Origin of the sequence: Neisseria mucosa (assembly GCA_003028315.1) — a bacterium.
In the GTDB taxonomy this organism is placed as follows: domain Bacteria; phylum Pseudomonadota; class Gammaproteobacteria; order Burkholderiales; family Neisseriaceae; genus Neisseria; species Neisseria mucosa.
Genome location: CP028150.1, coordinates 1,339,439 through 1,364,253 on the forward strand (window position 1 = coordinate 1,339,439; position 24,815 = coordinate 1,364,253).

General features: G+C 49.3%; 30 protein-coding genes, 2 tRNA genes and 5 pseudogenes. 14 read left to right on the forward strand and 23 right to left on the reverse strand.

The genetic code is table 11. The annotated features are described in order from the left end of the window. Window positions 1-53 precede the first annotated feature (53 nt). The 8 genes and pseudogenes from NM96_06630 to NM96_06665 form a co-directional block, all read right to left on the reverse strand. Window positions 54-635, reverse strand: a complete 582-nt coding sequence (locus tag NM96_06630; protein ID AVR80290.1) for a peptidase C39 — start codon at window positions 633-635, stop codon at window positions 54-56. 142 nt (window positions 636-777) lie between these two features. Then, entirely contained in the window at window positions 778-936 is a 159-nt protein-coding gene (locus tag NM96_06635; protein ID AVR80291.1) for a hypothetical protein, read from the reverse strand. A 21-nt stretch (window positions 937-957) separates the two neighbouring features. Beyond that, window positions 958-1,140 (reverse strand): annotated as a pseudogene (locus NM96_06640) (hypothetical protein). A 2-nt stretch (window positions 1,141-1,142) separates the two neighbouring features. After that, complete coding sequence (locus NM96_06645) at window positions 1,143-1,520, reverse strand: hypothetical protein (GenBank protein AVR79047.1); 378 nt, start codon at window positions 1,518-1,520, stop codon at window positions 1,143-1,145. 57 nt (window positions 1,521-1,577) lie between these two features. Continuing rightward, window positions 1,578-1,943, reverse strand: a complete 366-nt coding sequence (locus NM96_06650; GenBank protein ID AVR79048.1) for a hypothetical protein — start codon at window positions 1,941-1,943, stop codon at window positions 1,578-1,580. 229 nt (window positions 1,944-2,172) lie between these two features. After that, window positions 2,173-2,586, reverse strand: coding sequence for a hypothetical protein (locus tag NM96_06655; GenBank protein ID AVR79049.1), 414 nt, complete (start codon window positions 2,584-2,586; stop codon window positions 2,173-2,175). A gap of 49 nt (window positions 2,587-2,635) precedes the next feature. Beyond that, window positions 2,636-3,088, reverse strand: a complete 453-nt coding sequence (locus NM96_06660; GenBank protein AVR79050.1) for a hypothetical protein — start codon at window positions 3,086-3,088, stop codon at window positions 2,636-2,638. 40 nt (window positions 3,089-3,128) lie between these two features. Beyond that, the gene (locus NM96_06665) at window positions 3,129-3,998 is read right to left on the reverse strand and encodes a meta-pathway of phenol degradation family protein (GenBank protein AVR79051.1); all 870 of its coding nucleotides are present in this window, start codon (window positions 3,996-3,998) and stop codon (window positions 3,129-3,131) included. Between the two features lie 41 nt (window positions 3,999-4,039). On the opposite strand from NM96_06665, the pseudogene NM96_06670 reads away from it, so the two are divergent. Beyond that, window positions 4,040-4,262, forward strand: a pseudogene (locus tag NM96_06670) (hypothetical protein). Here the strand turns inward: NM96_06670 and NM96_06675 are convergent. The 7 genes from NM96_06675 to dndC all read right to left on the reverse strand — a co-directional run bounded on the left by NM96_06675 (window position 4,231) and on the right by dndC (window position 11,894). Continuing rightward, window positions 4,231-5,130 carry an ABC transporter substrate-binding protein gene (locus tag NM96_06675; protein AVR79052.1) on the reverse strand — a complete coding sequence of 300 codons (900 nt, stop codon included), beginning with the start codon at window positions 5,128-5,130 and terminating at the stop codon, window positions 4,231-4,233. The pseudogene NM96_06670 and the gene NM96_06675 sit on opposite strands and share 32 nt — an antisense overlap. 599 nt (window positions 5,131-5,729) lie before the next feature. Further along, window positions 5,730-6,737: an IS5/IS1182 family transposase gene (locus NM96_06680; protein ID AVR79053.1), complete on the reverse strand. Its 1,008-nt coding sequence runs from the start codon at window positions 6,735-6,737 to the stop codon at window positions 5,730-5,732. Next, window positions 6,734-6,919 (reverse strand): hypothetical protein, encoded by a 186-nt coding sequence (locus tag NM96_06685; GenBank protein AVR79054.1) that lies wholly within the window; start codon window positions 6,917-6,919, stop codon window positions 6,734-6,736. The genes NM96_06680 and NM96_06685 overlap by 4 nt, the downstream gene beginning before the upstream one ends. After that, on the reverse strand, window positions 6,912-8,498 hold the full coding sequence (locus NM96_06690) for a cell division protein FtsK (protein AVR79055.1): 1,587 nt from the start codon (window positions 8,496-8,498) through the stop codon (window positions 6,912-6,914). The genes NM96_06685 and NM96_06690 overlap by 8 nt, the downstream gene beginning before the upstream one ends. 15 nt (window positions 8,499-8,513) lie before the next feature. Next, window positions 8,514-10,559 carry a DNA sulfur modification protein DndD gene (gene dndD / locus NM96_06695; protein ID AVR79056.1) on the reverse strand — a complete coding sequence of 682 codons (2,046 nt, stop codon included), beginning with the start codon at window positions 10,557-10,559 and terminating at the stop codon, window positions 8,514-8,516. A 2-nt stretch (window positions 10,560-10,561) separates the two neighbouring features. Beyond that, complete coding sequence (locus tag NM96_06700; protein AVR79057.1) at window positions 10,562-10,780, reverse strand: hypothetical protein; 219 nt, start codon at window positions 10,778-10,780, stop codon at window positions 10,562-10,564. Continuing rightward, window positions 10,749-11,894 carry a DNA phosphorothioation system sulfurtransferase DndC gene (dndC, locus tag NM96_06705; GenBank protein ID AVR80292.1) on the reverse strand — a complete coding sequence of 382 codons (1,146 nt, stop codon included), beginning with the start codon at window positions 11,892-11,894 and terminating at the stop codon, window positions 10,749-10,751. The genes NM96_06700 and dndC overlap by 32 nt, the downstream gene beginning before the upstream one ends. A 66-nt stretch (window positions 11,895-11,960) precedes the next feature. Here dndC and NM96_06710 point away from each other — a divergent pair, with 66 nt between their 5' ends. The 4 genes from NM96_06710 (at window position 11,961) to NM96_06725 (ending at window position 13,669) form a co-directional block, all read left to right on the forward strand. Beyond that, the gene (locus NM96_06710; protein AVR79058.1) at window positions 11,961-12,212 is read left to right on the forward strand and encodes an XRE family transcriptional regulator; all 252 of its coding nucleotides are present in this window, start codon (window positions 11,961-11,963) and stop codon (window positions 12,210-12,212) included. After that, a complete protein-coding gene (locus NM96_06715; protein ID AVR79059.1) occupies window positions 12,209-12,487 on the forward strand; it encodes a hypothetical protein in 279 nt (92 codons plus the stop codon). The genes NM96_06710 and NM96_06715 overlap by 4 nt, the downstream gene beginning before the upstream one ends. Before the next feature lie 83 nt (window positions 12,488-12,570). Continuing rightward, entirely contained in the window at window positions 12,571-13,539 is a 969-nt protein-coding gene (locus NM96_06720) for an IS110 family transposase (GenBank protein ID AVR80293.1), read from the forward strand. Beyond that, the gene (locus NM96_06725; protein AVR79060.1) at window positions 13,475-13,669 is read left to right on the forward strand and encodes a hypothetical protein; all 195 of its coding nucleotides are present in this window, start codon (window positions 13,475-13,477) and stop codon (window positions 13,667-13,669) included. Before NM96_06720 ends, NM96_06725 begins: the two co-directional genes overlap by 65 nt. On the opposite strand, the pseudogene NM96_06730 reads toward NM96_06725, so the two are convergent. Next, window positions 13,646-14,378 (reverse strand): annotated as a pseudogene (locus NM96_06730) (IS5/IS1182 family transposase). The gene NM96_06725 and the pseudogene NM96_06730 sit on opposite strands and share 24 nt — an antisense overlap. 40 nt (window positions 14,379-14,418) lie before the next feature. On the opposite strand from NM96_06730, the gene NM96_06735 reads away from it, so the two are divergent. Further along, window positions 14,419-15,211 (forward strand): IS5 family transposase gene (locus tag NM96_06735; protein AVR79061.1). Its coding sequence is split into 2 segments (ribosomal slippage): window positions 14,419-14,684 and window positions 14,683-15,211, totalling 795 coding nucleotides; the frame shifts between segments, so codons are not numbered across the junction. 6 nt (window positions 15,212-15,217) lie between these two features. Here the strand turns inward: NM96_06735 and NM96_06740 are convergent. Both NM96_06740 and NM96_06745 read right to left on the reverse strand, forming a co-directional pair. Beyond that, window positions 15,218-15,358, reverse strand: a pseudogene (locus NM96_06740) (IS5/IS1182 family transposase). 281 nt (window positions 15,359-15,639) lie between these two features. Beyond that, window positions 15,640-17,058 (reverse strand): sodium:alanine symporter family protein, encoded by a 1,419-nt coding sequence (locus NM96_06745; protein ID AVR79062.1) that lies wholly within the window; start codon window positions 17,056-17,058, stop codon window positions 15,640-15,642. A gap of 373 nt (window positions 17,059-17,431) precedes the next feature. On the opposite strand from NM96_06745, the gene NM96_06750 reads away from it, so the two are divergent. Then, window positions 17,432-18,160, forward strand: coding sequence for a YebC/PmpR family DNA-binding transcriptional regulator (locus NM96_06750; GenBank protein ID AVR79063.1), 729 nt, complete (start codon window positions 17,432-17,434; stop codon window positions 18,158-18,160). Between the two features lie 129 nt (window positions 18,161-18,289). Further along, window positions 18,290-18,577, forward strand: a pseudogene (locus NM96_06755) (IS5/IS1182 family transposase). Window positions 18,578-18,677: 100 nt separating this feature from the next. Here the strand turns inward: NM96_06755 and NM96_06760 are convergent. Together NM96_06760 and NM96_06765 are read right to left on the reverse strand one after the other, a co-directional pair. Further along, window positions 18,678-19,475, reverse strand: coding sequence for a Cof-type HAD-IIB family hydrolase (locus NM96_06760; protein AVR79064.1), 798 nt, complete (start codon window positions 19,473-19,475; stop codon window positions 18,678-18,680). A gap of 209 nt (window positions 19,476-19,684) precedes the next feature. After that, window positions 19,685-21,088, reverse strand: a complete 1,404-nt coding sequence (locus tag NM96_06765) for a DNA polymerase III subunit epsilon (protein ID AVR79065.1) — start codon at window positions 21,086-21,088, stop codon at window positions 19,685-19,687. A 118-nt stretch (window positions 21,089-21,206) separates the two neighbouring features. Here NM96_06765 and NM96_06770 point away from each other — a divergent pair. From NM96_06770 to NM96_06790, 5 genes are all read left to right on the forward strand, one after another. Further along, window positions 21,207-21,283, forward strand: a tRNA-Arg gene (locus tag NM96_06770). Between the two features lie 18 nt (window positions 21,284-21,301). After that, window positions 21,302-21,376 (forward strand) — tRNA-Glu (locus tag NM96_06775). Between the two features lie 222 nt (window positions 21,377-21,598). Beyond that, the gene (locus NM96_06780) at window positions 21,599-22,216 is read left to right on the forward strand and encodes a hemolysin III (GenBank protein AVR79066.1); all 618 of its coding nucleotides are present in this window, start codon (window positions 21,599-21,601) and stop codon (window positions 22,214-22,216) included. Between the two features lie 118 nt (window positions 22,217-22,334). Beyond that, window positions 22,335-23,228 (forward strand): EamA family transporter, encoded by an 894-nt coding sequence (locus NM96_06785; GenBank protein AVR79067.1) that lies wholly within the window; start codon window positions 22,335-22,337, stop codon window positions 23,226-23,228. Window positions 23,229-23,251: 23 nt separating this feature from the next. Next, window positions 23,252-23,611 (forward strand): STAS/SEC14 domain-containing protein, encoded by a 360-nt coding sequence (locus tag NM96_06790; GenBank protein AVR79068.1) that lies wholly within the window; start codon window positions 23,252-23,254, stop codon window positions 23,609-23,611. A 42-nt stretch (window positions 23,612-23,653) separates the two neighbouring features. Here NM96_06790 and NM96_06795 read toward each other — a convergent pair whose 3' ends face one another. The 3 genes from NM96_06795 to NM96_06805 all read right to left on the reverse strand — a co-directional run bounded on the left by NM96_06795 (window position 23,654) and on the right by NM96_06805 (window position 24,524). After that, window positions 23,654-23,905, reverse strand: coding sequence for a branched-chain amino acid ABC transporter (locus NM96_06795; GenBank protein AVR79069.1), 252 nt, complete (start codon window positions 23,903-23,905; stop codon window positions 23,654-23,656). Window positions 23,906-23,987: 82 nt separating this feature from the next. Beyond that, window positions 23,988-24,191: a cold-shock protein gene (locus tag NM96_06800; GenBank protein AVR79070.1), complete on the reverse strand. Its 204-nt coding sequence runs from the start codon at window positions 24,189-24,191 to the stop codon at window positions 23,988-23,990. A 66-nt stretch (window positions 24,192-24,257) separates the two neighbouring features. After that, window positions 24,258-24,524: a hypothetical protein gene (locus NM96_06805; GenBank protein AVR79071.1), complete on the reverse strand. Its 267-nt coding sequence runs from the start codon at window positions 24,522-24,524 to the stop codon at window positions 24,258-24,260. Between NM96_06805 and NM96_06810 the strand changes: the two genes are divergently transcribed. After that, complete coding sequence (locus tag NM96_06810) at window positions 24,504-24,815, forward strand: ATP-dependent Clp protease adapter ClpS (protein ID AVR79072.1); 312 nt, start codon at window positions 24,504-24,506, stop codon at window positions 24,813-24,815. The two genes, NM96_06805 and NM96_06810, sit on opposite strands and share 21 nt — an antisense overlap.

Consider the following 24,815-nt stretch of genomic DNA (forward strand, 5'->3'; position numbering starts at 1 on the left):
AAAGGTCGTCTGAAAACCATATTTTCGGTTTTCAGACGACCTTTGCCGGAATTTCAATCAGCACGCCGCCATTTTACCTGCCCGACCGCAAATTCCGTCTGACGTTTCGGACTGCGTGTGAAAAACGCCTTATCCCCGCCAGTATCCGCCCCTTTCGGCACAACCGCCAAAATCTTACCTGCCAAATTTCCCTCACGGGTTTTCCAAGCATCCAAAAACTGCGCTCTGCTCATGGAAACATGACCCAGCGACGGGTCGGCAAGCAAAACCGTATTGCCGTCTATACCGCGCAATACCGAGAAATGATCGTCCTTACGGTATTTCAGATACACGATGACGGGAATTTTCAACTGCGCAAGCTGCTCGAAAGACAGGGCATAGCCTTTCGCCTCAAAACCCAAATCAGGCATGATGCGCTGCATATCCTCAAACGACGCACGCATCTGCTCCTTATCCAGCTTTTTCAACACTTCTTCTTCCGTCAGCTTTTGCCCGTAAAAATTGTTCAAAAGCGTCGCCACCGAAGCCGCCCCGCAGGAAAAATCCAAATCCTGCTTCACAATATTGAAATCGCGCCTCTCTTTCCAACTTTGCACTTTGATTTTTCCGTAAACAACAGGATTATCGTTAAACATCGGTGGAGCATTCAGAGGACCGGATAAAGAAACGGCAATAGGCACTGACAGACAAATACGTTTAAACATCATCATACCTTCTAAAGATATATGTAAGAGGTCGTCTGAAAAGGCTTTCAGGCGACCTCTTGCAAAATTATTCTTACATGCCGGCTTTCTTAGCAAACCAGACAATCCTATTTCCGGCATGATATTTTCCGTTTATCGAAATACGGCAAGCCATACCGCAAAAATGCCACGCGCTGCCGATTTCAACGGTAATTTTCGTACCGCTTTCTTCAAATTCCAGGTATTCCCCCATCAGCGAATGCAAAGGAGCATACGCCATCTCGGCTTCGTTATGATAAACCCGCCTTCCGTTGATATAGACTTCCGCCCCTGTCCGCTCCAAATTCCAAAAATTGTGTACCACAATCTCTATATCCCGATATTGGGCAGACCATGTTTTTTCGAAGGTTTTCATAAAATTTCCTATACCTGTCCAATCGGCACATATCAATTGCATTATTACATCTCAATACGATAAATATTTCTTAAGTCAAAATGCAAGTCTGACCGTACCTTAACTGTCAAAATTTTATTATTTTTTATTGATTTTAAAACAATTTCTGCAAAATTCTCTTCGCTTTCTCTCTTTTTTAGAAGCACATCAGAAAAAATAAAACTTCCCCGATTAAATTCATAAATATGTTTCAACCATTCACCTCCTCTTTCTGTAAGACAAGATTCAGTTTCATTCTTCCTTATTGTATAAATATTTCCCTCACAAAATCTGAAATAAATCCATAAATCCATCTTCTTCATAATTAAAGAAAAAGTTTCACCCCAAGATTTTGTCAGCAATTCGCAGGGTTGCGATGTGGCAATCAAACAGCCGAAAGAAATTTTTTATCTCATACATGGTCGAAACCAGATTCTGTTATTTCAAAATCCATTTTTTCGTCAACAACTGAATCCGCATTTTTGAATTAACGTTTCCATAAGCTGCCGTTTATCTAAACCGGCAGGTTCAGTTTCAAAATAAGCCTGATATGAAGACTGTAAGCATTTCAGAAAAAGATCATCGGAAGACATATCCGCCGAATCAAATACAACTGTTTTGATTTTGGTACTTACCCAAAACCCTTTTTGCTCTTTTTCTACTATACGGAAATTCAGAATATTTCCAACCGAATCAAAAGCACGGTAAACATCATCCATCAAATCCTGCGGCTCTATTTTCTTTTCCAATTCCGACAATCCTTGAAATATATCCAAAGACACATCTTCAAATAGAAAAAAAGGAGGGGTTAGAAGCAGTTTTTCCATGATCTGTCCGTAGATTTTGATTCCCAAGGGCGAAGAAATTCTCTTGTTGTTTACAGGTTAGAAAATCAAAGCCCGCTTAAAAGTATAACTGTACGCCCAATTTCAGCAAGCGCAGGTCGAGTTGCCAAGCCCAACAAAACCGTTGAATCACATGAATGTTTGGTTATAACTCAACCTTATATCTATACTTACCGAAAACCTCAAATCACTTAATAAAAATAAAACCTAACTACTTACTAATACGGTAAACAACATCTTCTCTTAACAAGGTTTTATCTGTTATCTCATTTAAAGACAATAAACTTTTTGGAAGCATCTCTAATTTATTCATATCACTCATATCCCCTACATACAGGAAAAAATCTTGGGGAATCCCCCTTAATCTTTTTAATAATTCTTCACAAAGCCTAAAATGATTTAAATTTAGGTTCTTTTTATTTTTTTTGATAAATTCGAGATAACCACGCTTATTAGAAAAAATTTCAGGATATATTCCTTCTCCCTCTGAAGAAGTATATATCCATTCATATAGGGAAAAATTCTTATACCCAATATGAAACAAAGTGTGTTCATTATATTTCGAAAAACCTAGAAGCTCTGTATCTGTTGGTTTATCGAAATTAACAATTATTGCAGAAGACATAACAACTATTCCAAATCTGGCTTAATAAAAATTAAGCCAGACTATTTAACTATTTACGATAAAAGGTATGACCTGTAACTTTCGAACTTTTATGTTGATAATGTGGCATATAACTTTTATGAGTACCATGAGCATCATGACGAATCACATTATTTTTACCCCATGCATTTTGCGCCAGTTTTGCTGAATATCTCTGATTATTAGTAATTACATTACCACCATTACGTAACACATTAACTGCCTGCCCCTGAGATAATTTACTTCCTTTAATTATATGAGTAAAACCACGCGACATTACAGTAACTCCCCGCCATGCAAGAGCAACCCAAGCCCCCTCAGTCTCCTTCATTTCCTTCTGAGAAAGCTCCGCCAACTGCATAGGCGTATCTGCCTGCGTGTGGAACACTTGGTTTTCAAATGCCTGATTATCCATGCTGTTTGCCATTGCGGGAGCGGCAATCATCGTCAGAATCATCATGGCTGCGGTAATTTGTTTTTTCATAAAAGTCCTTTTTTTACAAGGTTGGAAAATCAAAGCCTGCTTAAAACGTATGCTGTACGCCCAATTTCAGTTCGGAGCTACTCTGCCCTGAAATATTGAAGCGTGCGGATGCGTTTAAAGACGTGGCTTTGGAGAAGCCGAGGCCTGCGCCGAGATGGGCGTAGGTAGATGTATTCCTTGCGGATTCTTTTTTGCCGTCCAGTCGGTCGGGCTGCTTGCCCAGCCATTGGATGCCGCCCGTGAGGCTGATTCTGTCGTTGGCGGCGAAGGATATATTGGGATTCAGCATCCAGTAGTTGCCTGCTTTGTATTTGACGTCGTCTGAAAGGGTTTTGCTGCCGTTGATGCGGTAGGCGGCAGTCAGGGCGAGGACGACGGGGTCGATGGCTTTGTAGGTGGTCGCGCCAATCAGCCATGATTTACCTGACAGGGCTTTGCCGCGTGATTTTTCGTAAAGCGTGCCTTCGAGAAAGCCGATAAGGGCGGGATTTTTGTCGTCTTTGAGGAAGGTATGGCTGATGCCGAGGGATACGTCGGAGAGGTGCTTGTCGCGGGTTTTGCTGCTTTCGCCGTCGAATTGTCGGTCTTCACGCCACAAGTAGCTGCCGCTGCCGTAGATTTCGGTGTTTCCGGTCAAACCGTAGCGCAGGCCGAGCGTACCGACGAGCATATCGCTGTTGCTGCCGTTTTCCTGAATTTCGGTCGGGACGGGGATAAAGAAAGCGGAGCCGGTCTGAATGTAAATTGGCGCAGCAAGTTCGGAACGGCTGCTTTCGCTGTTGATATAGGTAACGGAAGCGTCGAGTTTCAATTTGCCCTTGTCCGTCATGATGTCTTCGATATTCAAAGGCAGGTTGGCGCGGACAACCAACGGAGAAAAAATAACGAATGAAATAAGAATATTTTTCATATTGTTGTTTTATTGTTTTAAATTAAATTTTGCGGATATTAATGAAATTTAGTGTAGTTTGTCTAAATGATATTTTTGATGACGCCTTAAAATCTGATTTTTTTTCTATGAAGGTTTTATTTTTGCGTAAAATGCCGTTTGAAGCGGCTTATAAACAAAAGGTCGTCTGAAAACCATATTTTCGTTTTCAGACGACCTTTTGACTTTTTCAATTCAAACCAATCAAGCGGTTTTATTTCTTCATCGCATCAGTCAAGGCTTTGACGTTGTAGCGGTACATGCCGATGTAAGTATTGGCAGGTGCGCCACCGAGTGCGTCGGAGTAGAGTTTGCCACTGACGTTGACGCCGGTTTCTTTGGCGATGCGGTCAACCATGCGCGTGTCTTTGATGTTTTCGGTGAACACGGCTTTGATGCCTTCGCGTTTGATTTGGCGGATGATGGAAGCGACTTGTTTGGCGGACGGCTCGGCTTCGCTGCTCACGCCTTGCGGGGCGATGAACTCGATATTGTAGCGTTTGCCCATGTATGAGAAAGCATCGTGTCCGGTCAGGACTTTGCGCTTGGCGGCGGGAACGGCGTTAAACGCGGCTTGAGCGTCGCTGTGCAGTTTTTTCAGCTGCACTTGGTAGTTGCCCAAGCGTTGTTGGTAATAGGTTTTACCTTCGGGGTCTGCCTGAATCAGGGCGTTGGCGACGTTTTGGGCGTAGGTCGTCATCAAGACGGGGTCGTTCCAGACGTGCGGGTCAAATTCGCCGTGGTCGTGGTGGTGGCCTTCGTGGTCGTGATGATGTTCGCCTTCTTCGGCTTTAAGCGCCTGTATGCCTTTGGCTGCTTCGGCGAAGGGGACTTTGCTTTGTTTGACGGCGCGCTGCACGTCAGCCGCTTCCAAGCCCAAGCCATTGAGCAGGACTAATTTCGCACCGCGGATTTTTTTGATGTCGCCGCTGGTCATGTGGTAGGCGTGGGTGTCTTGGTTGGCACCGACCAAATTTTGCACGGCAACACGGTCGCCGCCGATTTGTTTGGCAACATCGCCCAAAATGCTGAAGCTGGTAACGACGTTCATCGGTGCTGCGTAAACTGCGCCGGACATTAATGCAGCGATGACGCTGAGTTTCCAATGTTTCATGTTTTTCTCTCTGTAATTGATATAACGTAACAATCCTTCATTTTAAAACAGCAAGACAGAATCTTCAAGCAGCCTACGCTTATAGAGGGTTCCCTAGCCTAAAAGTTTTTAGGTACTGCAATTTTTAGTTTTCAGACGACCTTTGTGCCTATTTGTTTTCGTGGGCGAAATCCACGCTACGGCGCTCGTTGCCAAAAACTTTGTAGCGTGCACTTAAGATTCCAGACGACCTGTCCGCTAGTCAGCTTCGTGGGTAGAACCCACGCTACGGATACCGTGCCAACCAAAACCGATACGCAGTCCAAACACAAAGGTCGTCTGAAAACCTGCATTGGGTTTTCAGACGACCTTTATGTGTTAACCATTTTCGTGGACAGAGCCCACGCTACGGAGCTTGCGTTGCCAAAAAACTTTGTAGCCCGCGAGCCATTGAAGATTCCAACAAACAACCCGATACCTTTGCAAAATTCCTTTCCTTCCGACAGCCGAGATCCAAATAAAGATTTTCGGCTGTTTTTGTTTCAAATATCCACTGATTCTACCCAAATACCCCCTTAATCCTCCCCGGATACCCGATAATCAGGCATCCGGGCCGCCTTTTAGGCGGCAACAGGCACACTTAGCCTGTTAGCCGCTTTCAACAGGTTTAAACACATCGCCTTCAGATGGCTTTGCGCACTCACTTTGAGCAGACCAAAATAGGCTGCCCGGGCGTAGCGGAATTTACGGTGCAGCGTACCGAAGCTTTGTTCGACCACATAACGGGTCTTCGACAAATATCGGTTGCGTTTGGTTTGCGCTTCCGTCAGCGGACGGTTGCGGTGGGCTTTGCGCATAATGCCGTCCAGCAACCGATGTTCTTTCAGATGTTGTCGGTTTTCCGCACTGTCGTAGCCTTTATCGGCATAGACGGTCGTATCTTCGGCAATGCCCTCCAACAAAGGCAACAGGTGGTTGCACTCATGGGTATTGGCGGGGGTGATGTGCAGTTTCTCGATATAGCCTTCCTCATCGGTACGGGTATGTTGTTTGTAACCGAGTTTGTAGAGACCGTTTTTCTTTGTCCAGCGGGCATCTTTGTCCTTACTCGGTGTGGTTTGACCGCTGACTTGTCCTTCTTCATCGACTTCTATGGCTTGACGCTGTTTGCTGCCGGCAGTCTGAATAATGGTGGCATCAATGACGGCGGCGGATGCCTTCTCTACTTTTAGGTTTTTTTCGGCCAGTTGTCGGTTAATCAGTTCCAGCAATTCGGACAGGGTGTCGTCTTGCGCCAGCCAGTTGCGGTAGCGGCATAAGGTGCTGTAATCGGGGATGCTCAGTTCGTCAAAACGGCAAAACAGGTTGAAATCGATGCGGGTGATGAGGCTGTGTTCGAGTTCGGGATCGGAGAGGCTGTGCCATTGTCCGAGCAGGACGGCTTTGAACATGGACAACAGGGGATAGGCGGGACGGCCGCGGTGGTCTCTAAGGTAACGGGTTCTTTGACGATTCAGGTATTGTTCGATCAGTTGCCAATCAATCACCTGATCCAACTTCAATAATGGGAAGCGGTCGATGTGTTTGGCGATCATGGCTTGTGCGGTTTGCTGGAAGAAGGTGCTCATGGAAAATCCCCTAAATGTCTTGATGGGAATTTAGGGGATTTTGGGGAATTTTGCAAAGGTCTCATTTGGTCATAAAAAACTGCACCTTGTGAGTTGGGGGGATGTCCAACTTTTGGGGTGCGGTTCAAAGTTTTCAGACGGCCTGTTAGACTATGCAAAGGATGGTTGAATAAATTATACATTATACCCGTGCAGAAAACGTGCTGCTTCATTGTTCCATTTGACCAGGTGATCGCCTTTGGCCGTCAGGTTTTCGGCACCACGCTCGCTCAAGATAATCTCTGAAGACTGGCGTTTGCCTGTTTTCAGCGCGATTTTGGTCGGCAGGTTGTCGCGCAGGCGGCCGCTGAGTGTTTTCGCATCGGGGCGTTGCGTTGCTAACAGCAGATACATTCCTGCGGAACGCGCTTTTTGTGCCAGCCGCACCAAATGCCCTTCTGCCTCGCTGCTGACATCGATAAGGTCGGCCAGTTCGTCAATCACGATAACAATATATTTCGGGCGGGCGGGCTGCGGGACTTCTGCAATATCCTTCGCACCGTATTCGTCCATCAGACGGTATCGTTTATCCATCTCATCAGCAAAAGACGACAATATTTCAGCAGCTTCTTCCGCATCGCTGACTATGTGCCCCTGCCATAAATTCGGACGGTCTTTGAAGGCGGCAAAATCCGCAGAAACTTTGCAATAACACACAGCGATTTCCGTTTCATCCTGCGGGGCGAGTTCGAACAGGGAAGCCAGCATCGAGCGCACCAGTACCGATTTCCCCGCCCCCGTTTCCCCACCCACCATCACATGCGGCGCGGTGGCGAAATCTTGAAACACGGGTTCGCCGCGTTCGTCCAAGCCGATACACACTGGCAGTTTGAATCGCCGTGCCGATGCACGGTATTGCTGCAAGGCAGTCTGAAACTCATCTTGTCCATATTGCCGCCAGGTATCTTGTGAACGCAGGATGTTGATGTGCCAAGTGTTGGCTTCGCCGCGTATGCGTCCGCAGCGCATTTCGTCATCCCCGATGCCCAATTCGGAGCAGATTTGGCTGTGGTATTTTTCCAAATCCACATAGCGGTCGAACTGTACGCGCAGGCAGTCGTAGCGCACGCCGCCGTATTCGGGCTGTATCGTACCGCCTTTCCCGACTGTTTTGTCCAGTGCGGTTTTGAGTTTGGTGCAGGCTGCATTGAGTGTCCCGACATTTTCTGCATGAAGGCCGTCTGAAAAAGAATTTTTCCCCATGCTGTGCCGTCCGCTGCTGTTTTTAACGGCCAATTCGGCCAATTCGTTCAAAAAGGCCTGCCGTTGTGCCAAATCGTCATCGGGTTTGAATTGTCTGCAACGTTCCCAAAACGCATGCAAACCAAGCGCGCCGGTATGCCACAGGTCGGCAATTAGTTTGTACAAATCATCTTTTCCCGCCGGTTTCCCTTGCCTGATGTGGAACAGGGTTTCGCTCAACAGGGCAAGCCAAAGCCGCGAATGGTCTTGAAAGCAGGTTTGGAAAGAAGGGATGTCGATGCCTTTGGTATCGGGGGCGGCAGTCAAATTTTCCGGCTGGCGAGCCCAGCCTTTGGCAAAGCAATAGCCGATACAGAGTACCGCCCACTCGTAGTTGTTGTCCAGATGCGGCAACGCACCTGCGTGGGTGAGTTTTTCGCGTATGGCTTTGGCTTCGCTGCTGGAAATAATGTGTTTGTCGCTAATCAGGGTATGGAAATAGTCGGAATCCCACTGGCGGTTGTCTGGCAGCAGATACATGTATTGTTCCTTTAATTATTCGAAATAAACATCGGTAGTTACACGTGAACATGCGCCCGCGCTGTCCAGCGATTCGGCTTCCACCAGATAGGTGCGGCCGATATGCGGGTCGAGACGGCGGTACACTTCGGGGGTGATTTCGGTGTCCTGCGACAACAAAATCACCTGCTGTTCCAGCCTACTCCAATGCTTGAACAAACCTTCTCGGTGGCCCTCATCCAAACGTGCCAAAGGGGTATCGATGACAAAGGGGGCAGGATAGTGGGTAACTTCCGCCAATGCCGACACCAGCGACATAATCAGAATTTGCATTTGTCCGGCCGACAAATCGACCTGCGCTTCCCTGCCGTCGCGGCCGTAAAGCCCCATCCTTCCGTCGGCTTCGATGCTGATTTTGTGGATGCGGTCATCGTGTGCAATGGTGCGGTTGATGCGGGTGGCGGTTTCACCGATTTCACCCGCCTTTTGCCGCATTAGAGCATCGGTCAATGCGGCAATAACTTTTTCTACCTGTCCCGCACGGCGCGACTTCACCATCAGCGGGTTGCTGTCGCTGATTTTGTCTTGCAGTTTGCTGACTTCATCCTTTTTGCGCCGGCATTCTTTTTCTTTTTCCAACACGTTGCTTTTCAGGCTGCCCGAACGTTCTTTCAGTATATCGGCCTGCTTGTTCGCCTGTTTGAGCTGTTCCACCAGTTCGTCTTTGTTGCTGCCTTTGAGCAGCTCCAATTCTTCCAAGACTTGTTTTTGTTCGCTCCGCCGCTGTTCGATATCGGCCAGCAGGCTGCCTATCCTTCCTTGTGGCATACCCTGTATGCGGCTGATTTCGTTTTGGATTTCAGCATGGGCGTTTTTCGAGAGATAGTTGTGCTCGATAGTTTCGGCGCAATTTTCAGGCAACGGGTAAAATAATTCGTTCCAGCATTCGGCTACAGCTTCCTTCATCAGCGGGTCTTCCAAAATGGCGCAAGCCGAACGCCCCAATACTTCTTTGACTTTGCCGCTGCCGACAAACGCGCTCCAAAAATCGTTTACCCGTCCCGCAATCTGCTCCCTGCCGGCTTCATGGTGCAGGCGGTTGGCTTCTCGTTCGAGTTTGATTTTTAGCGCGTTCAGGCCGTCTGAAGGCAGGAAGGCCAGCGGCATGGCTTTAACCGCCGCCTTGACCTTCGCATTGAAATCGTCCATTTCCTTCTCCAGCCGTTCCCGCTGCATCAGCAAATCCTGCGAAGTGCGGATGTCGCTGCCGCCGCCGATCTGCTGTTGCAGCCTGCTTCTTTCCGCATCCCAATGCGCCCATTCCTGTTGTACTTTTTCCCATTCTTCACGGAATACATCATATTGCACTTGGGCAGAAGTCAATGCGCTTTCGGCTTTGTCCAAATCTTCCTGCATCTTTTTGCCCGCGTTTTCGGAAATGCAGCGTTTGCGGTAATCGCCAAGGCTGTCTGCAAGCCGCGTCAGCAGGGTTACGCCCAACAGGCCTTTCAAGGCGGTATTGAGCCACATACCCGTGCCGCTGCGTTCTGCAGCCTGCACGATTTTTTCGCCGTCGAAAAAGAAAAACGGCGCATAATCGAACGGCAGGGCGTAAGTGTTGAGATATTTGTCCAATTCGGCTAAATCGACAGGCAGGTAGCGGTCGTCAACCAGCACGTCTGCCCGCGTTTCGGTGCTTTCGCGTTCAAATTGCCTTTTCTCATTGAAATGCCATTTCCGGCGGATTTTCAGGCCGCAAATCTTACCTTGCCGCCGTTGGCGGATTTCAATTTCCAGCTCGATGCGGTATCGGCCGTATTGCGGCGCTGCTTTGTGATGCAGGGCAGCCTGCAGGAAATTCGGGTAATTGACATCTTTGCTGTTCAAGCCGGCCCGCTGCAAATGGCTGACCGCATCCGCGTCATACAGGCACAGGTAAACCGCTTCCAACAAAGTGGTTTTGCCGTGCCCGTTCATCGCGCCGATTAAAACAATGTTCTGCCCGTTTTTCGGTTCGGGAAAGGAGAAGGTCGCTTCTTGGTAGGATTTGAAATTAAGCAGCCTGATTGAATGTATCCACATATTCAGCCCCAATATTTCCTGTTTTCAAAAACTTCATCGAATACTTCGGTCATGCCGCGTTTGCGGATCCGTTCCTGTTGCTCGCGCTCCCATGCCGCCAAATCGGCCAGCGCATCGGGCGATACACCATGTTCGGCAGCGATTTTCTCCATCAGGTTTCTGGCATTTTCATCACTCCACAGCAGCAAATCAGCCACCTGTTCCCGTGTTTCCGTCTTCATTTTTATTCCTTGAGTAAGTGTTAATCAGATCTTCCGTCCAAATTCGCTTGATTAGGTCGATTTCGTCCTGCGAAATCAGTTCTTCGCCGAAAGCAGCCTGCACTTTTAGCAGCTTCGCCAGCATTTCCTGCCGCGCCGCGATGGTGAACGGGCCGGGGATGTGTTTGCCGCCTTTGAACGTGAGTTTTCCGTTGCGCCGTTCGGCCTGGCGGTATTCGGGTTTGTTGCGGATGTCCACCAGCCAGTCGCGGTATTCGATTAACGGTGTGAATTCGGTTTTCCCCGCGTCCACAAAGCCCTGCAGGCTTCTGTCCTTATTGACCACCGTGCACGTCCAGCAGCCGAAGCGGCTGGAATTGGTGCCGCAACCGGGGGCTTCTTCCTGCGACAGCACAATCGGACATTCGCCGCCGGCGGCTTCGCGGTAGAGCTTGATTAAACCGTTGTGCGTGCCGCCCCAGGGCGGGTCATTGGCCGCAAGGAATTCCCACACGTCGTCGGTACTCAAATCGGCAATCGGTCGGTACACCAGCGCGTTCTTCAAATCGCCGTGCGGGGTCAGGTTGCTGTTTTCCAGATTCTTGTGGCTTTCGATACTGGCCTTGCGGGTGGCGGATTCGTCTTTGCGCACGCCCAGCACGATGATAGCTTTGCCGTTTTCGTTCACCTTTTGCAGGATGTAGCCGCTGGTTGGTTGGATTTTGAGGCGGTCGGTACACCAGCGCATCGAGCGGTTGGGCGTGGGGTAGCCTTTGCCGATGAGTAGCGTCCAAAACGTGTCCTGCAATTTCGGCACGGTGATTTCTCCGCTGACGGGCAGCCTGAAAATTTCGGCGGCGCGCAGGATTTCCGCCAAAGATTGGCGCATGTGTTTCACCACTAGCGGGCTTTCCACAAGCGTGTCGTTGGAAACGAAGAACACCTGCCGCGTCCGCAGCATTGGCGGCAGCGAAAGCAGCATGTCAAACACCAAATGGGCGACAAGGGTGCTGTCCTTGCCGCCTGAAAAGGTAACAATCCAAGGGTAGTGTTGTGTTTCGCTCAAATATTCTTCAGCGATGTTTTGGCGTATAGCATCGAACGGGTTGGCAGGGTGTATGGGTATTACGGTCATTTTATACATATTTCTTATTTGCACCTAAAACAGGTGCGTGCGTGATTGTACCTAAAATCGGAGCGCATGAGAAATATTCGTTTGTCGGTACACTCTGCCGAACACACCTATTTGCGACAACTCCTTATCCGCAGAAGATTGGATTTGGGGTTGTCGCAGCGTGCATTGGCGGAACGGATGAATGTAGTGCATTCGTTCGTAGGAAAAGTGGAAACGGGTGACAGACGGATGGATATATTTGAATTTATCAAATACTGTCGGGCTTTGGATTGGGATGCGTCTGAGGTAGTTCGGGGTTTGCAGGAGGGCTCGGTATGACGGATTTACCGGTCTTGTTGAAATATGCAGAACAATTTCGAGGGTTGCATACCAATTTTACTTATGCGCAAAAGCAGTCACCGCACAAATTTATTTTGCTGTACAGCCTGAGACCTTTGCAAAAAAGCCCTTCCCCCGACAGCCGAAACCTAAACAAAGATTTTCGGCTGTTTTTGTTTCAAAGATCCACTGATTCTTGTATATCGAAACACCCGTATCATAGCAACAAACCGCCCGGTCGCCACCCGCATCTGACCAAGGCAAACAACCGTTGAGTAGCTCAGGGAGCGGCCGGGCAACCCATCGACACAACCGGACAGTTGCCAGACAACACAACCGAATGCAAGGCAGGTTTATGATGAGTACCCAATACAACTGTGCAGGCATCGACATCGCCAAACGAAACTTCGTCATCGCCGTTTCGTCTTTGTCTAAAACCAAAACCGAAACCAACAACCCCAAAGGTATCGCCCATACCATCGAGTACCTTAAAAAACACAACGTCGCCCTCGTCGTCATGGAAATCACCGGCGGTCTCGAAATTCCCGCCGCCAAAGCCATCCACCGCGCAGGCATAGCCGTGATCATCGCCAACCCACGTCAGACGCATCAGTTTGCCCAATCGCAGTCGCTGACCAAAACCGATGCCAAAGATGCCCAAATGCTCGCCTTCTTCGCACAGATGATGATGCAGAAAGAGGGTTGGCAAACCATGCTCTACCAACCGCCCACCGAAGCGGAAGAAGTGTTGGAAGCATTGGTCAACCGCCGCAACCAACTGGTGGAGATGCGGACTGCCGAGAAAAACCGTCTGCATCAGGTTCACGAAACACAAGTCGAAAGCGTCAAACAACTGATTGCCCATTTTGACCGGCTGATTGACGAATTGGACAAACAAATCGACGACCACACCCACACGCATTTTGACGGCAAAGCCCAAGTGGCAGAGCAAATCAAAGGCATCGGTTCGATAACGACGGCTACGCTGATGGCGATGCTGCCCGAATTGGGGCGGCTGAACCACAAACGGATAGCGAGTTTGGTCGGCATTGCCCCGCACCCGAGGGAGAGCGGGGAAACCAAATTCAAAAGCCGCTGCTTCGGCGGAAGGTCTGCGGTGCGTAAGGCACTGTATATGGCTACCGTGGTAGCGACACGTTTTGAACCGCTTATTCGGGATTTCTACCAACGCCTACTGTCCAAGGGTAAGCCGTATAAGGTTGCCGTTACGGCATGTATGCGCAAACTGCTGACGATATTGAATGCCCGGATGCGTGATTACTTTGCCGAAAACGGTATCACCGAAAACGGTATCCGAACGGCTTGATTTGAGTTTTGGTATTTTTGCCCGACGGGGTGAAAAATACAGTTGCTACTCAAATACCCCCTTAATTCCCCTTGGATACCTGATTAATCGGGCATCCTACCGCCTTTTAGGCAGCAACAGGCACACTTAGCCTGTTAGCCGCTTTCAACAGGTTCAAACACATCGCCTTCAGATGGCTTTGCGCACTCACTTTGAGCAGACCAAAATAGGCTGCCCGGGCGTAACGGAATTTACGGTGCAGCGTCCCAAAGCTTTGTTCGACCACATAACGGGTCTTCGACAAATATCGGTTGCGTTTGGTTTGCGCTTCCGTCAGCGGACGGTTGCGGCAGGCTTTGCGCATAATGCCGTCTAACAACTGATGCTCTTTCAGATGTTGCCGGTTTTCCTTACTGTCGTAGCCTTTGTCGGCATAGACAGTCGTACCTTCGGCAATGCCTTCCAACAAAGGGGACAGATGGTTGCACTCATGGGTATTGGCAGGAGTGATGTGCAGTTTCTCGATATAGCCTTCCTCATCGGTACGGGTATGTTGTTTGTAACCGAGTCGGACAGGGTGTCGTCTTGCGCCAGCCAGTTGCGGTAGCGGCATAAGGGCCTGAAACGCTAATCAGTATGTCGGCCTCGACAACGTCTTGCGCCAGCCAGTTGCGGTAGCGGCATAAGGTGCTGTAATCGGGGATGCTCAGTTCGTCAAAACGGCAAAACAGGTTGAAATCGATGCGGGTGATGAGGCTGTGTTCGAGTTCGGGATCGGAGAGGCTGTGCCATTGTCCGAGCAGAATGGCTTTGAACATGGACAACAGAGGATAGGCGGGACGGCCGCGGTGGTCTCTAAGAACGTGTTCATTGTCTCAGCCTCTGCTGTAAACTATCGGCATGAACAGAAAAACCTACCCAAGCGATATCAGTCGCGAGCAATTTGCGCCTCTCCTTCCCCTGCTGGAAAGTGCCCGTAAACGCACAGCGCCACGCCAGGTGGACTTGTACGATGTCTTTTGTGCCATTCTCTACCTGCAACGCACTGGCTGCTCCTGGCGCGCTTTGCCGGGCGACTTCCCCAAATGGCGCACCGTGCATTCCTACTTCCAGAGATGGACCGAACCACGCGAGAGTGGCATCAGCATCCTTGAGGAAGCATTAAAAAAATCAGGTAGTTGCGGAGCGCCGCAAGCAGGGGCGCCATGAAGCAACTACTTTCCTGATTATTGATGCGCAGAGTGTGAAGAACACGGATACCGCCATGGAAAAAGGCTACGATGCGGGCAAGAAGGTTAGCGGTATCAAGCGACATATAGCGGTTGACACGCAAGGTTTGCCGCATGCCCTTGCGGTAACGACGGCGGATGTTACGGATAGAAAAGGCTGCCTGGTGGCATTGGAACGTGGGCGGGATAATCTTGGTGCGATACAAAAAATCCTTGCTGACGGTGGTTACACGGGTAAGGCATTTGCTTCGTCGGTACAGGAGTTGATTGGTGCGGAGGTAGAGATTGCCAAACGAAACGAATTGCACCGTTTTGCAGTATTGCCGAAGCGATGGGTAGTAGAGCGCAGCTTTTCCTGGTTGGAAAAGAACAGGCGGCTTTGGAAAAACTGCGAGCGTAAGTTGAGTACCAGTCTGCAAATGGTAGCTTTGGCTTTCTTGGGAGTCCTGCTACGAAGACTATGAACACGCTCTAAGGTAACGGGTTCTTTGACGGTTCAGGTATTGTTCGATCGGTTGCCAATCAATCACCTGATCCAACTTCAATAGTGGGAAGCGGTCGATGTGTTTGGCGATCATGGCTTGTGCGGTTTGCTGGAAGAAGGTGCTCATGGGAAATCCCCTAAATGTCTTGATGGGAATTTAGGGGATTTTTGCAAAGGTCTCTTGCTATTTCAAAAATCTTTCAGGAATAATAAGCTCATTAACTGTTTTTGAGGATCTGCATTCTAATAAGATTATTTAACATGAACATACAAAGAAAAACGGCTGCAAAAGCAGCCGCATATTGTCATATCTGATAAAACAGCAATGAACAAAAATATTAAGAAAAAAACAAAAAATAACTAAATTTAATATTTGATATGATGCTGAGTCGTTTTTATAGTCGAGGATTAAGCCTTGTCGTGGAATTCGTGGAATTCATATTGGTAGGACAAGCCTTTGCCTGCTTTTTTCTGCGCCAGATAATCGTCGTAAACGGCGCGGATTTCTTTGCGCAGGAGGAATAGGGCGATTAAGTTGGGGATGACCATGAAGCCGTTGAACATATCGGACAGGCTCCAAACCAAATCGACTTTGCCCAGCGTGCCCAACACGATAGCCAGTAGCACGAGCGCGCGGTAGATGCCCAAGTGTTTTCCCCTGAAGAGGAAGCGGATGTTGGACTCGCCGAAGTAGTACCAGCCGATGATGGTGGTGAAGGCGAAGAAGGTCAGGCAGACGGCGAGCAGTTGCGAACCGAAGCCGGGGAAGGCTTTACTGAAGGCGAATTGGGTCACCGCCGCGCCTTGTTCGCCGGAAAGATTGGCATCGGTCAGGAGGATAATCAGTGCGGTGGCGGTGCAGACCAAGATAGTGTCGATGAAGACGCCGATAAATGCCGCCAAGCCTTGTTGAACAGGGTGGTTCACGTCGGCGGTAGCGTGCGCGTGCGGCGTCGAACCCATACCCGCTTCGTTGGAAAACAGCCCGCGTGCCACGCCGTAACGGACGGCTTCGCGCATACCGATACCTGCCGCGCCGCCTAAAACGGCTTCGGGATTGAAGGCGGCGGTAAAGATGTGGTTGAACATCGGTACGATGTGGTCGGAGAATTCAAACAGGATAACGACGGCACACAAAATATAGATAATCGCCATAAACGGCACGACGAATTGGGCGATGTTGGCGATGCGGTTTACGCCGCCGACGATAATCATGCCCGCAAGGATGGCGAGGGTGATGCCTACTGCCAATGCCGGTACGTTAAAGGCGATGGTAACGGAGGAGGCGATGGAGTTTGCCTGCGTAGCGTTACCGATGAAGCCCAGCGCGATAATCAGGGCGATGGAGAAAAAGCCCGATAAGAAACGCGCCGAGCCGCGCCCGATTTTCGGGGTCAGACCGTGCGTGATGTAGAACGCGGGGCCGCCGATGTATTTGCCGTGGCTGACGACGCGGTATTTTTGCGCGAGCAGGGCTTCGGCAAAAATCGTGGACATCCCCAAAACGGCGGAAAGCCACATCCAAAAAATCGCGCCCGGCCCGCCAGCGGTAATGGCGGTTGCCACACCGGCGACGTTGCCCGTGCCGATTTGGGCGGAGACGGCAACGGCGAGTGCCTGGAATTGCGACAAAGATTTATCGTCTTTGTCTTTTTGGGAAAACAAACCGCCGAAAACGGATTTGAGGCCTTCGCCAAATTTGGTAATCTGCGGCGCACCCAGATAGAGTGTGAAAAACAGGCCGATGCCCAAAAGGGCGTAAATCAGCAGGTAGTCCCACAGAATCAGATTGACTGCGCCCACCAGTGCAGACAATGTTTTTTCCATAATTACAAACCTTATATTGAAAAATGAACAGATGACGGCATCCGGCGGCGGTTACTCCGTTGAATGCCGTTGTGTCGGACGGCGCGGCGAGCAGGCCAGCTTCGTCCGTTTCGCCCCAAGTTGTCAACAATCCTGAAGCAGGCCTGCATGATACCGTAAACCTTTTGTGAGGCAAACGAAAAAAAAGGGTCAGGTTTGGGCAAAGACAAGATTTTTGAGTTTTTCGGGCGCTATCGGCGTTTTCAGACGACCTTTTAGGCAGAATGCAGGGTCGTCTGAATATTTTAGGTATATTCAACCTATGTTAAAATGCGCCCTTTGAAAATGAGCAAGAGCCCGCCGGATAAGGCGGAAAATCGAAAGGAATCCATATATGGCAGGTCATAGCAAGTGGGCGAATATCCAGCATAAAAAAGCCCGTCAAGATGCCAAACGCGGCAAAATCTTTACCCGTTTAATTAAAGAAATCACCGTCGCAGCCCGCATGGGCGGCGGCGATCCCGGCGCCAACCCGCGCCTGCGCCTGGCTTTGGAAAAAGCCGCCGAAAACAATATGCCCAAAGACAACGTGCAACGCGCCATCGACAAAGGTACGGGCAATTTGGAAGGCGTGGAATACATCGAGTTGCGCTACGAAGGCTACGGCATCGGCGGCGCGGCGCTGATGGTGGACTGCCTGACCGACAACAAAACCCGTACCGTCGCCGACGTGCGTCATGCGTTCACCAAAAACGGCGGCAACTTGGGCACCGACGGCTGCGTAGCGTTCAACTTCGTGCATCAGGGTTATCTGGTGTTCGAACCCGGCGTTGACGAAGACGCGCTGATGGAAGCCGCTCTGGAAGCTGGTGCGGAAGACGTGATTGCCAACGACGACGGCTCCATCGAAGTCATCACCGCTCCGAACGATTGGGCGGGCGTGAAAGCGGCATTGGAAGCCGCAGGCTACAAATCCGTTGACGGCGACGTCACCATGCGCGCCCAAAACGAAACCGAACTCTCCGGCGAAGACGCCGTCAAAATGCAGAAACTGATTGATGCGCTGGAAGATTTGGATGACGTGCAGGACGTTTACACCTCCGCCGTCTTGAATTTGGATTAATCGGAAAGATTGAAAGCAGACCTGTTGGGTCTGCTTTTTTTTGCGTCTGGGATTTTTGGCGGGTTGAGAACCTTTGCAAAATTCCCCAAAATCCCCTAAATTCCTATCAAGACATTTAGGGGATTTCTCATGAGCACCTTCTTCCAGCAAACCGCACAAGCCATGATCGCCAAACACATCGACCGCTTCCCGCTATTGAAGTTGGATCAGGTGATTGATTGGCAGCCGATCGAACAATACCTGAATCGTCAAAGAACCCGTTACCTTAGAGACCACCGCGGCCGTCCCGCCTATCCCCTGTTGTCTATGTTCAAAGCCGTCCTGCTCGGACAATGGCACAGCCTCTCCGATCCCGAACTCGAACACAGCCTCATCACCCGCATTGATTTCAACCTGTTTTGCCGTTTTGACGAACTGAGACCTTTGCAAAAAAGCCTTTCCCCCAACAGCCGAAAACAGCCGAAAACCTGTGTTTAGGGTTTTGGTTGTCGGGGGAAAGGCTTTTTTGCAAAGGTCTCTATCCGTCAATAACGCCCAATTCCACCAAAGCCCTGTACACGCCATCTTCATCTACACTCGGCGCAATAAATTTCGCCGCAGCCTTCGCCACAGCCTCGCCATTCCCCATGGCCACGCCGAAGCCTACGGATGAGAGCATTTCCAAATCATTAAAGCTGTCGCCGAAAGCCATAACATCTTCCATGCCTATGCCCAACTTTTCTACTGCATGTGCAATGCCTCTTGCTTTTGAACCTTCGCGGCGCAGCATGTCCAGCGCAGACTCGTGCCAACGCACGGATTTGAAGCCTTCGGATTGGATTTTTCCGATAATCTCCTGCTCCTGGGCATCGTCTGCAAACACCAGCATCTGATAAACCGATTGTTTGCGGAAATATTCTTTATCCACTTCAAAAGCAGGCAGGATGTGCGACAAGGCTTCTTTCACCCTTTCGCCGGCAGCCGATGCGACAATTTCGGCATCATTTACGAAAGCATAATCAATATACTGACTGTCAAAAAATGCACACATCCGCTCCACTTCGGCTTCAATCATCGGATAAGCCTGCAACACCTCTCCGTGAAACGTCGTATATTGCCCGTTAATCGTAACCAGCATATCAATACCGCTGTCGCGTATCAGGGTTTTAACCTTACCCGGAATGGCCACCGGCGGTCTCCCCGTCGCAATCGCCGTCAAAATACCCCGCGCTTTCAATGCCTCCATCGCTTTAGCAACAGACGGGCGCAGCGTATCGGTATATTTTCGGTATAACGTGTCATCAATATCGAAAAAAATAATTTTTGGCGTATTCATTATCAGGCATACAATCGGTTTCAGACGACCTATATTGTAACGTGCAATGACGGGAACAATGCACAATTTCTACATGCAATGATGTAAACAAGCTGTGTATAAATCCTACTTCATATTGATTCCCAAGAGAAAAACAAACCTGATTAAAAAATAAGCAGGTTATCAGAGATCTTCTGAAACCTGCTTATTCCATTTTCGCGATCATTGCATTAAGCAATAATTTTGACGCTTTCCCGCTCCCGCCTGAATTTCATTTTCAGCAACGCGGGCAGACTGTCATCAAAGTACCAGCCGCCGTCCGGCATAGCAATCGCTCCTCCGGCACAACGCAAAGTGATGCTTTTTCCGGATAAGCCGTCCGTTTCCGTAATCTCCACCTCATGCGCCCGCCCCCAATCCGCAACGGGCAACAAATGCGCCAATTCGCGGATACGTCCGTTTTGCGCTTCTATCCCATTCTCAGTACGGCAGGCACCGTCGCATTGCCCGGCCGCTTGGACAGGACACGGCACACCTTTTCCATTTGCAACAGGCAGGATATTCAAGGCATCAGGACAAAGTCTGTTTTCCAACGCCCAACTATTAAGCGCGCGTTTGGCAGCTTTTTTATGGATGAACAACCCATACGGGCGGACAGCTCGGCTGCCGTTATCCAAAGGTACAATCCTTGCCTGCAAAACACCGTGTTCGTCGGGAGAAAAACGAACAGTAGAAAATGCAGTAGGCTTGGAAACGACTCGTTCAGGCGGGCGGATACCATATTCCCTCATCGCCTGAGCCTTCAGCCACACCGAATGCAGACTGCCCAACGCAGGAATAAAACGCACGGAAGCCGCAGCCTTCAAATAAAGCGGAACTTTTTTACCGTGCAGCATTTCTGCCGTTTCACTATACGCCTTCTCCAATGCAACTACCGCCTGCGCCTTGCCGAATGCGTCAAACCAGACCAACACACCTTCGCTGTCCGGCAACGCATAAATCTGCGCTGCCAAAACATCCGTTACCCAATTTGGCAGCATTTTCGGATTCATCAAAGACCGGCAGTAATTATCCCAATCTTCTGTATTCTTTTCGCGCAAGCTGTGTTCCAAATAATCGCTCAAAGCCAAGACATCGGTCATCGCACGATGACGGTTTTCCACTGCAATTGCGTTCCGTTCGATAATGCTGTCCAAATTGTGTTTGTAAAACTCAGGATAAAGGCGGCGCGACAACTGGACGGTACACAAAGCAGGCGCAGCAAAATCAATACCGGCACGGCGAAACTCATGGCGCAGGAAGGTATAGTCGAAACGGCTGTTATGCGCCACCACCACGGCTCCCCGTAAAAGCGGCAACAACTGTAAAGCAATTTCCGCAAACAACGGAGCCGTTCTCACCATCTCATCGCTGATACCCGTCAGTTGCGCGACAAATTCAGGAATCGGCTTACACGGATTCACCAGCCATTCATAACAGCATACGCTTTGCCCGTCGAAACGCAATAAAGCAACTTCCGTTACCCTGTCTTGATACAGATTCCCGCCGGTAGTTTCCAAATCCACCACAACCACAGGCCTCCCGAAACGGGCAAATGCCTTCTTCAACAACGGCCAGCGAGAAACGCTCTCCATTTTATTTTCCTGTAAATTCAATCAATAGCCGCGCATTTTACACTTTCCCTGTTTATTTTCCAACAACACCCTTGACAGAATTCCCCCCCCTCCCTATAATCCCAATCTTTCTTACAGCGCACCCGTAGCTCAGTTGGATAGAGTATCTGGCTACGAACCAGAGGGTCGGGCGTTCGAATCGCTCCGGGTGCGCCAAACAAAATTTATTTATCCGCGCCCATCGTCTAGCGGTTAGGACATCGCCCTTTCACGGCGGTAACCGGGGTTCGATTCCCCGTGGGCGTGCCAGTTTTTGATTAAAGCCTTGCTAATACAGCAAGGCTTTAGTTTTTTATTTTATATTGAAACATATCAATATCATTATTCAACCTAGCCTTAAAAAACAAAAGGCCGTCTGTAACCAAGATTTGTTTTTTCAGACGACCTTAACTTATCTTTATCCTTTTATCCTAGCCCCGCCTTTGCCTTTCGCGTACACTTTCTACACCTAAAGAAATGAGAACTACTCTTATGTATCACGGTGAACGCTTCAATGCATACAGCCATTTGGCAGGCTCGATGCTGGCCGTGGCGGCATTAGTGCTGATGACAGTCAAGGCAAACGGTCCCTACCAACTTGCCTCCGCACTCACCTACGGCATCTGCCTAATCCTGCTCTATCTTGGCTCCACACTTTACCACAGCATTCCCCAGCCCAAAATTAAGGCGATTTTGCAAAAAGTGGACCACTGCATGATTTACCTACTGATTGCGGGCAGCTATACCCCGTTTACGCTGATACCCCTTAAAGGCGGTTGGGGGTGGTCATTGTTCGGCGTATCCTGGGGCTTGGCACTCTTCGGCATTATTCAAGAACTGACTATCGGCAGGAAAAGCGAAAAACGGCTGTTCTCCATGATGATTTACGTCATTATGGGTTGGCTGATTTTGGTTGCCGTATCGCCATTGGTACGCACCCTTCCCTTTGCCGGACTGTTTTGGCTAGCGTTGGGCGGTATTTTATACAGCGCAGGCATTTATTGGTTTGTTAACGATGCCAAAATCAAACACGGGCACGGCATCTGGCACCTATTCGTCCTAGGCGGCAGCATAGCACAGTTTCTCTGTATTTATTTCTATGTTCTTTAATCCGTCAAAAGGTCGCCTGAAAACAAGATATGCTTTTCAGACGACCTTTTTTAATATTTATTCCCCAAAGACCCCTACATCATTATAATGAACGCCCTAACTATCCGTTAATATCAAAATGAACCAAACCGCGACTAAGGATCCGCTCGGTTCCGCATGGATTATCATCGCCACACTCGGTTTTACCGTCATGAACCTCTGCATCAAAGCGGCAGCGGGAAAATTTGGCTTCAACAGCGGCGAATTGGTTTTCTGGCGCATGAGCTTTGCAGCCATCATGCTCGCCACCATAGCGAAAATGAGGGGAGACACATTTGCCACACGGTATTGGAAAATCCACCTCAACCGCAGCGTCATCGGCACAGCGGCGATGTTGTGCCTGTTTTATGCCGTTACCCACCTGCCGCTGGCAACAGGCGTAACCTTAAGCTACACCTCCTCGATTTTTTTGGCCGTGTTTTCATTTTTGATTTTAAAAGAACGGATTGCATTTTATACGCAGGCAATATTGGTATTCGGCTTCATCGGTGTCATCCTACTGCTAAACCCTTCGTTCAAAGGCGGACAAGAAATTGCCGCATTGGCAGGCTTGGCTGGCGGAGCGATGTCGGGCTGGGCGTATTTGCAGGTACGCGAGTTGTCCCTGCTTGGCGAACCGGGCTGGCGGGTCGTTTTTTACCTGTCGGTAACCGGCGTCGCCATGTCGGCGGTTTGGGCGACGCTGACCGGCTGGCATTCCTTGTCTGCCGAGACATTACCCTACTTGGCAGGTATCGGGCTGTCCGCAACCATCGCCCAACTCTGCATGACCCGCGCTTATAAAGTCGGCAACAAATTCACTGTCGCTTCACTGTCCTACCTGACTGTCGTTTTCTCCGCATTGTCAGGCGTAATGTTTTTAGGAGATAGCGTTACTTGGCAGGAAACCTTTGGTATGATTATTATTGTAGCAAGCGGCGTATTGAGCGGTATCCGGCCGGTTGCGATTAAAAAATGGTTTTCCGGACATTAACGTCCTCAAACAAGGAGAGCATGATGATTTCCATCCGAGAGCAGTCTTATGGTTTGAATGTAGCGTTGTACAATGAGTTTACGCTGGACGACTTCCGCCAACTCGAATCCGCCCTGTTGGAAAGCAAACAAAAAATCCACCTGCCCGACATACTCTTAGATTTGTCCATGCTGAAAGACTTCACCATCGATATGGCGGTAGAACAAATAAAATTCCTCAATCAACACGAAAACGACTTTGGCCGGGTTGCCGTCATTACAGACGACATCTGGATCAAACTCGGCGCGCGTCTCTCCAGCCTCTTGACCAACCAACACCCCAAATATTTCGATGATGCCACAAAGGCTCAAGAATGGCTGCTGGCAAGCAACCTTAAACCTTAATCTCGAAAATAAACGGCACGCCAAGGTGTGCCGTTTTATTTTTTATTTCCCAAAACCTGAAACTGTTTTTACTTGCCCCCCCAAATGGCGGCGGTAAAACCGGTCAATATCCGCTATCGCCTTTTCATCATTCGGCCTCAAATCGATTTTCAAATCGGCAAGCCGTATCAGCATCAGGTCTTCTTGTTCCGCCACTGCGCAGCTGACTTCCCCGCTGCTGCGCAGATGCGCGATGAGTTCGTCCAACTGCCGCAGGGCGTTTGCGTAGGCGGCGTTTTGTTTGTCTTCTGCCATATGGATTCCGTTTCTCATAGACAATAAAAAATGGCGGGGAATCAATCCCGCCATTATTCTACGGCATAAGCCGCACGTTTAATTAAGCAGCCTGAATGTTAGCAGCTTGTTTGCCTTTAGGGCCGGTGGTTACGTCGAAAGACACGCGTTGGCCTTCTTTCAGGGTTTTGAAACCTTCCATGTTGATCGCTGAGAAGTGAGCGAACAGATCTTCGCCGCCTTCGTCAGGAGTGATGAAACCAAAACCTTTAGCGTCGTTAAACCATTTTACGATACCGGTTGCCATTAGAAACTTCCTATACTTAAAAATTAACAAAATCAGCAAAATAAGGCATACAGCAAACTTAAACGTTCAGCGTTTCTCCCTAGCTTTATATACTTGGTCGAGTGCCGGCTTCTGCTTAACCGTCTTTTTACATTTGTTAAGCCAAAACGTCAAGCCATACAAGGGAAAAAGTGCGAAAATGGCGGAAACCGACCAAAATACAACAGAAATCGAAATAAGCCTTATAATCACTTTATTTATAGATTCATTTAGTATCAAACCTTCCACAAGGTCGTCTGAAAACAAACCCTCTTCCACAAAGCCAAAATATTTATGAACAACCCAAACACACATCACGAATCCGATACTCTTTTAAGCGACCAAAAAACCGCCTCGCCGAAACGTTATGGAGTATTTTTGCTGAACGACGATTACACCACGATGGAATTTGTCGTCGAAATCCTGACCGAAATCTTTATGCTCGGACAGGAGCAGGCGGTGGCGGTAATGCTCTTGGTTCATCACGAAGGCAAAGGCTTGTGCGGCACTTACACACGGGACATCGCCCAAACCAAACAACAACAAGTCATGCAGCGGGCAAAAGCCGAAGGGCATCCGCTGCAATGTATTGTCGAGGAGATTTAA

Coding starts and splice junctions, on each gene's coding strand:
- NM96_06700 (AVR79057.1), bottom strand. CDS start 10,780: ATGAAGACGGAAACACGGGAACAGGTGGCTGATTTGCTGCTGTGGAGT.
- NM96_06720 (AVR80293.1), top strand. CDS start 12,571: ATGAGTACCCAATACAACTGTGCAGGCATCGACATCGCCAAACGAAAC.
- NM96_06780 (AVR79066.1), top strand. CDS start 21,599: ATGTATCACGGTGAACGCTTCAATGCATACAGCCATTTGGCAGGCTCG.
- NM96_06655 (AVR79049.1), bottom strand. CDS start 2,586: ATGTCTTCTGCAATAATTGTTAATTTCGATAAACCAACAGATACAGAG.
- NM96_06715 (AVR79059.1), top strand. CDS start 12,209: ATGACGGATTTACCGGTCTTGTTGAAATATGCAGAACAATTTCGAGGG.
- NM96_06805 (AVR79071.1), bottom strand. CDS start 24,524: ATGTGTGTTTGGGTTGTTCATAAATATTTTGGCTTTGTGGAAGAGGGT.
- dndD (AVR79056.1), bottom strand. CDS start 10,559: ATGTGGATACATTCAATCAGGCTGCTTAATTTCAAATCCTACCAAGAA.
- NM96_06710 (AVR79058.1), top strand. CDS start 11,961: ATGAGAAATATTCGTTTGTCGGTACACTCTGCCGAACACACCTATTTG.
- NM96_06765 (AVR79065.1), bottom strand. CDS start 21,088: ATGGAGAGCGTTTCTCGCTGGCCGTTGTTGAAGAAGGCATTTGCCCGT.
- NM96_06790 (AVR79068.1), top strand. CDS start 23,252: ATGATTTCCATCCGAGAGCAGTCTTATGGTTTGAATGTAGCGTTGTAC.
- NM96_06795 (AVR79069.1), bottom strand. CDS start 23,905: ATGGCAGAAGACAAACAAAACGCCGCCTACGCAAACGCCCTGCGGCAG.
- NM96_06660 (AVR79050.1), bottom strand. CDS start 3,088: ATGAAAAAACAAATTACCGCAGCCATGATGATTCTGACGATGATTGCC.
- NM96_06760 (AVR79064.1), bottom strand. CDS start 19,475: ATGAATACGCCAAAAATTATTTTTTTCGATATTGATGACACGTTATAC.
- NM96_06630 (AVR80290.1), bottom strand. CDS start 635: ATGTTTAACGATAATCCTGTTGTTTACGGAAAAATCAAAGTGCAAAGT.
- dndC (AVR80292.1), bottom strand. CDS start 11,894: ATGACCGTAATACCCATACACCCTGCCAACCCGTTCGATGCTATACGC.
- NM96_06685 (AVR79054.1), bottom strand. CDS start 6,919: ATGTATAATTTATTCAACCATCCTTTGCATAGTCTAACAGGCCGTCTG.
- NM96_06800 (AVR79070.1), bottom strand. CDS start 24,191: ATGGCAACCGGTATCGTAAAATGGTTTAACGACGCTAAAGGTTTTGGT.
- NM96_06745 (AVR79062.1), bottom strand. CDS start 17,058: ATGGAAAAAACATTGTCTGCACTGGTGGGCGCAGTCAATCTGATTCTG.
- NM96_06725 (AVR79060.1), top strand. CDS start 13,475: ATGCCCGGATGCGTGATTACTTTGCCGAAAACGGTATCACCGAAAACG.
- NM96_06665 (AVR79051.1), bottom strand. CDS start 3,998: ATGAAAAATATTCTTATTTCATTCGTTATTTTTTCTCCGTTGGTTGTC.
- NM96_06750 (AVR79063.1), top strand. CDS start 17,432: ATGGCAGGTCATAGCAAGTGGGCGAATATCCAGCATAAAAAAGCCCGT.
- NM96_06680 (AVR79053.1), bottom strand. CDS start 6,737: ATGAGCACCTTCTTCCAGCAAACCGCACAAGCCATGATCGCCAAACAC.
- NM96_06690 (AVR79055.1), bottom strand. CDS start 8,498: ATGTATCTGCTGCCAGACAACCGCCAGTGGGATTCCGACTATTTCCAT.
- NM96_06810 (AVR79072.1), top strand. CDS start 24,504: ATGAACAACCCAAACACACATCACGAATCCGATACTCTTTTAAGCGAC.
- NM96_06675 (AVR79052.1), bottom strand. CDS start 5,130: ATGAAACATTGGAAACTCAGCGTCATCGCTGCATTAATGTCCGGCGCA.
- NM96_06785 (AVR79067.1), top strand. CDS start 22,335: ATGAACCAAACCGCGACTAAGGATCCGCTCGGTTCCGCATGGATTATC.
- NM96_06635 (AVR80291.1), bottom strand. CDS start 936: ATGGGGGAATACCTGGAATTTGAAGAAAGCGGTACGAAAATTACCGTT.
- NM96_06650 (AVR79048.1), bottom strand. CDS start 1,943: ATGGAAAAACTGCTTCTAACCCCTCCTTTTTTTCTATTTGAAGATGTG.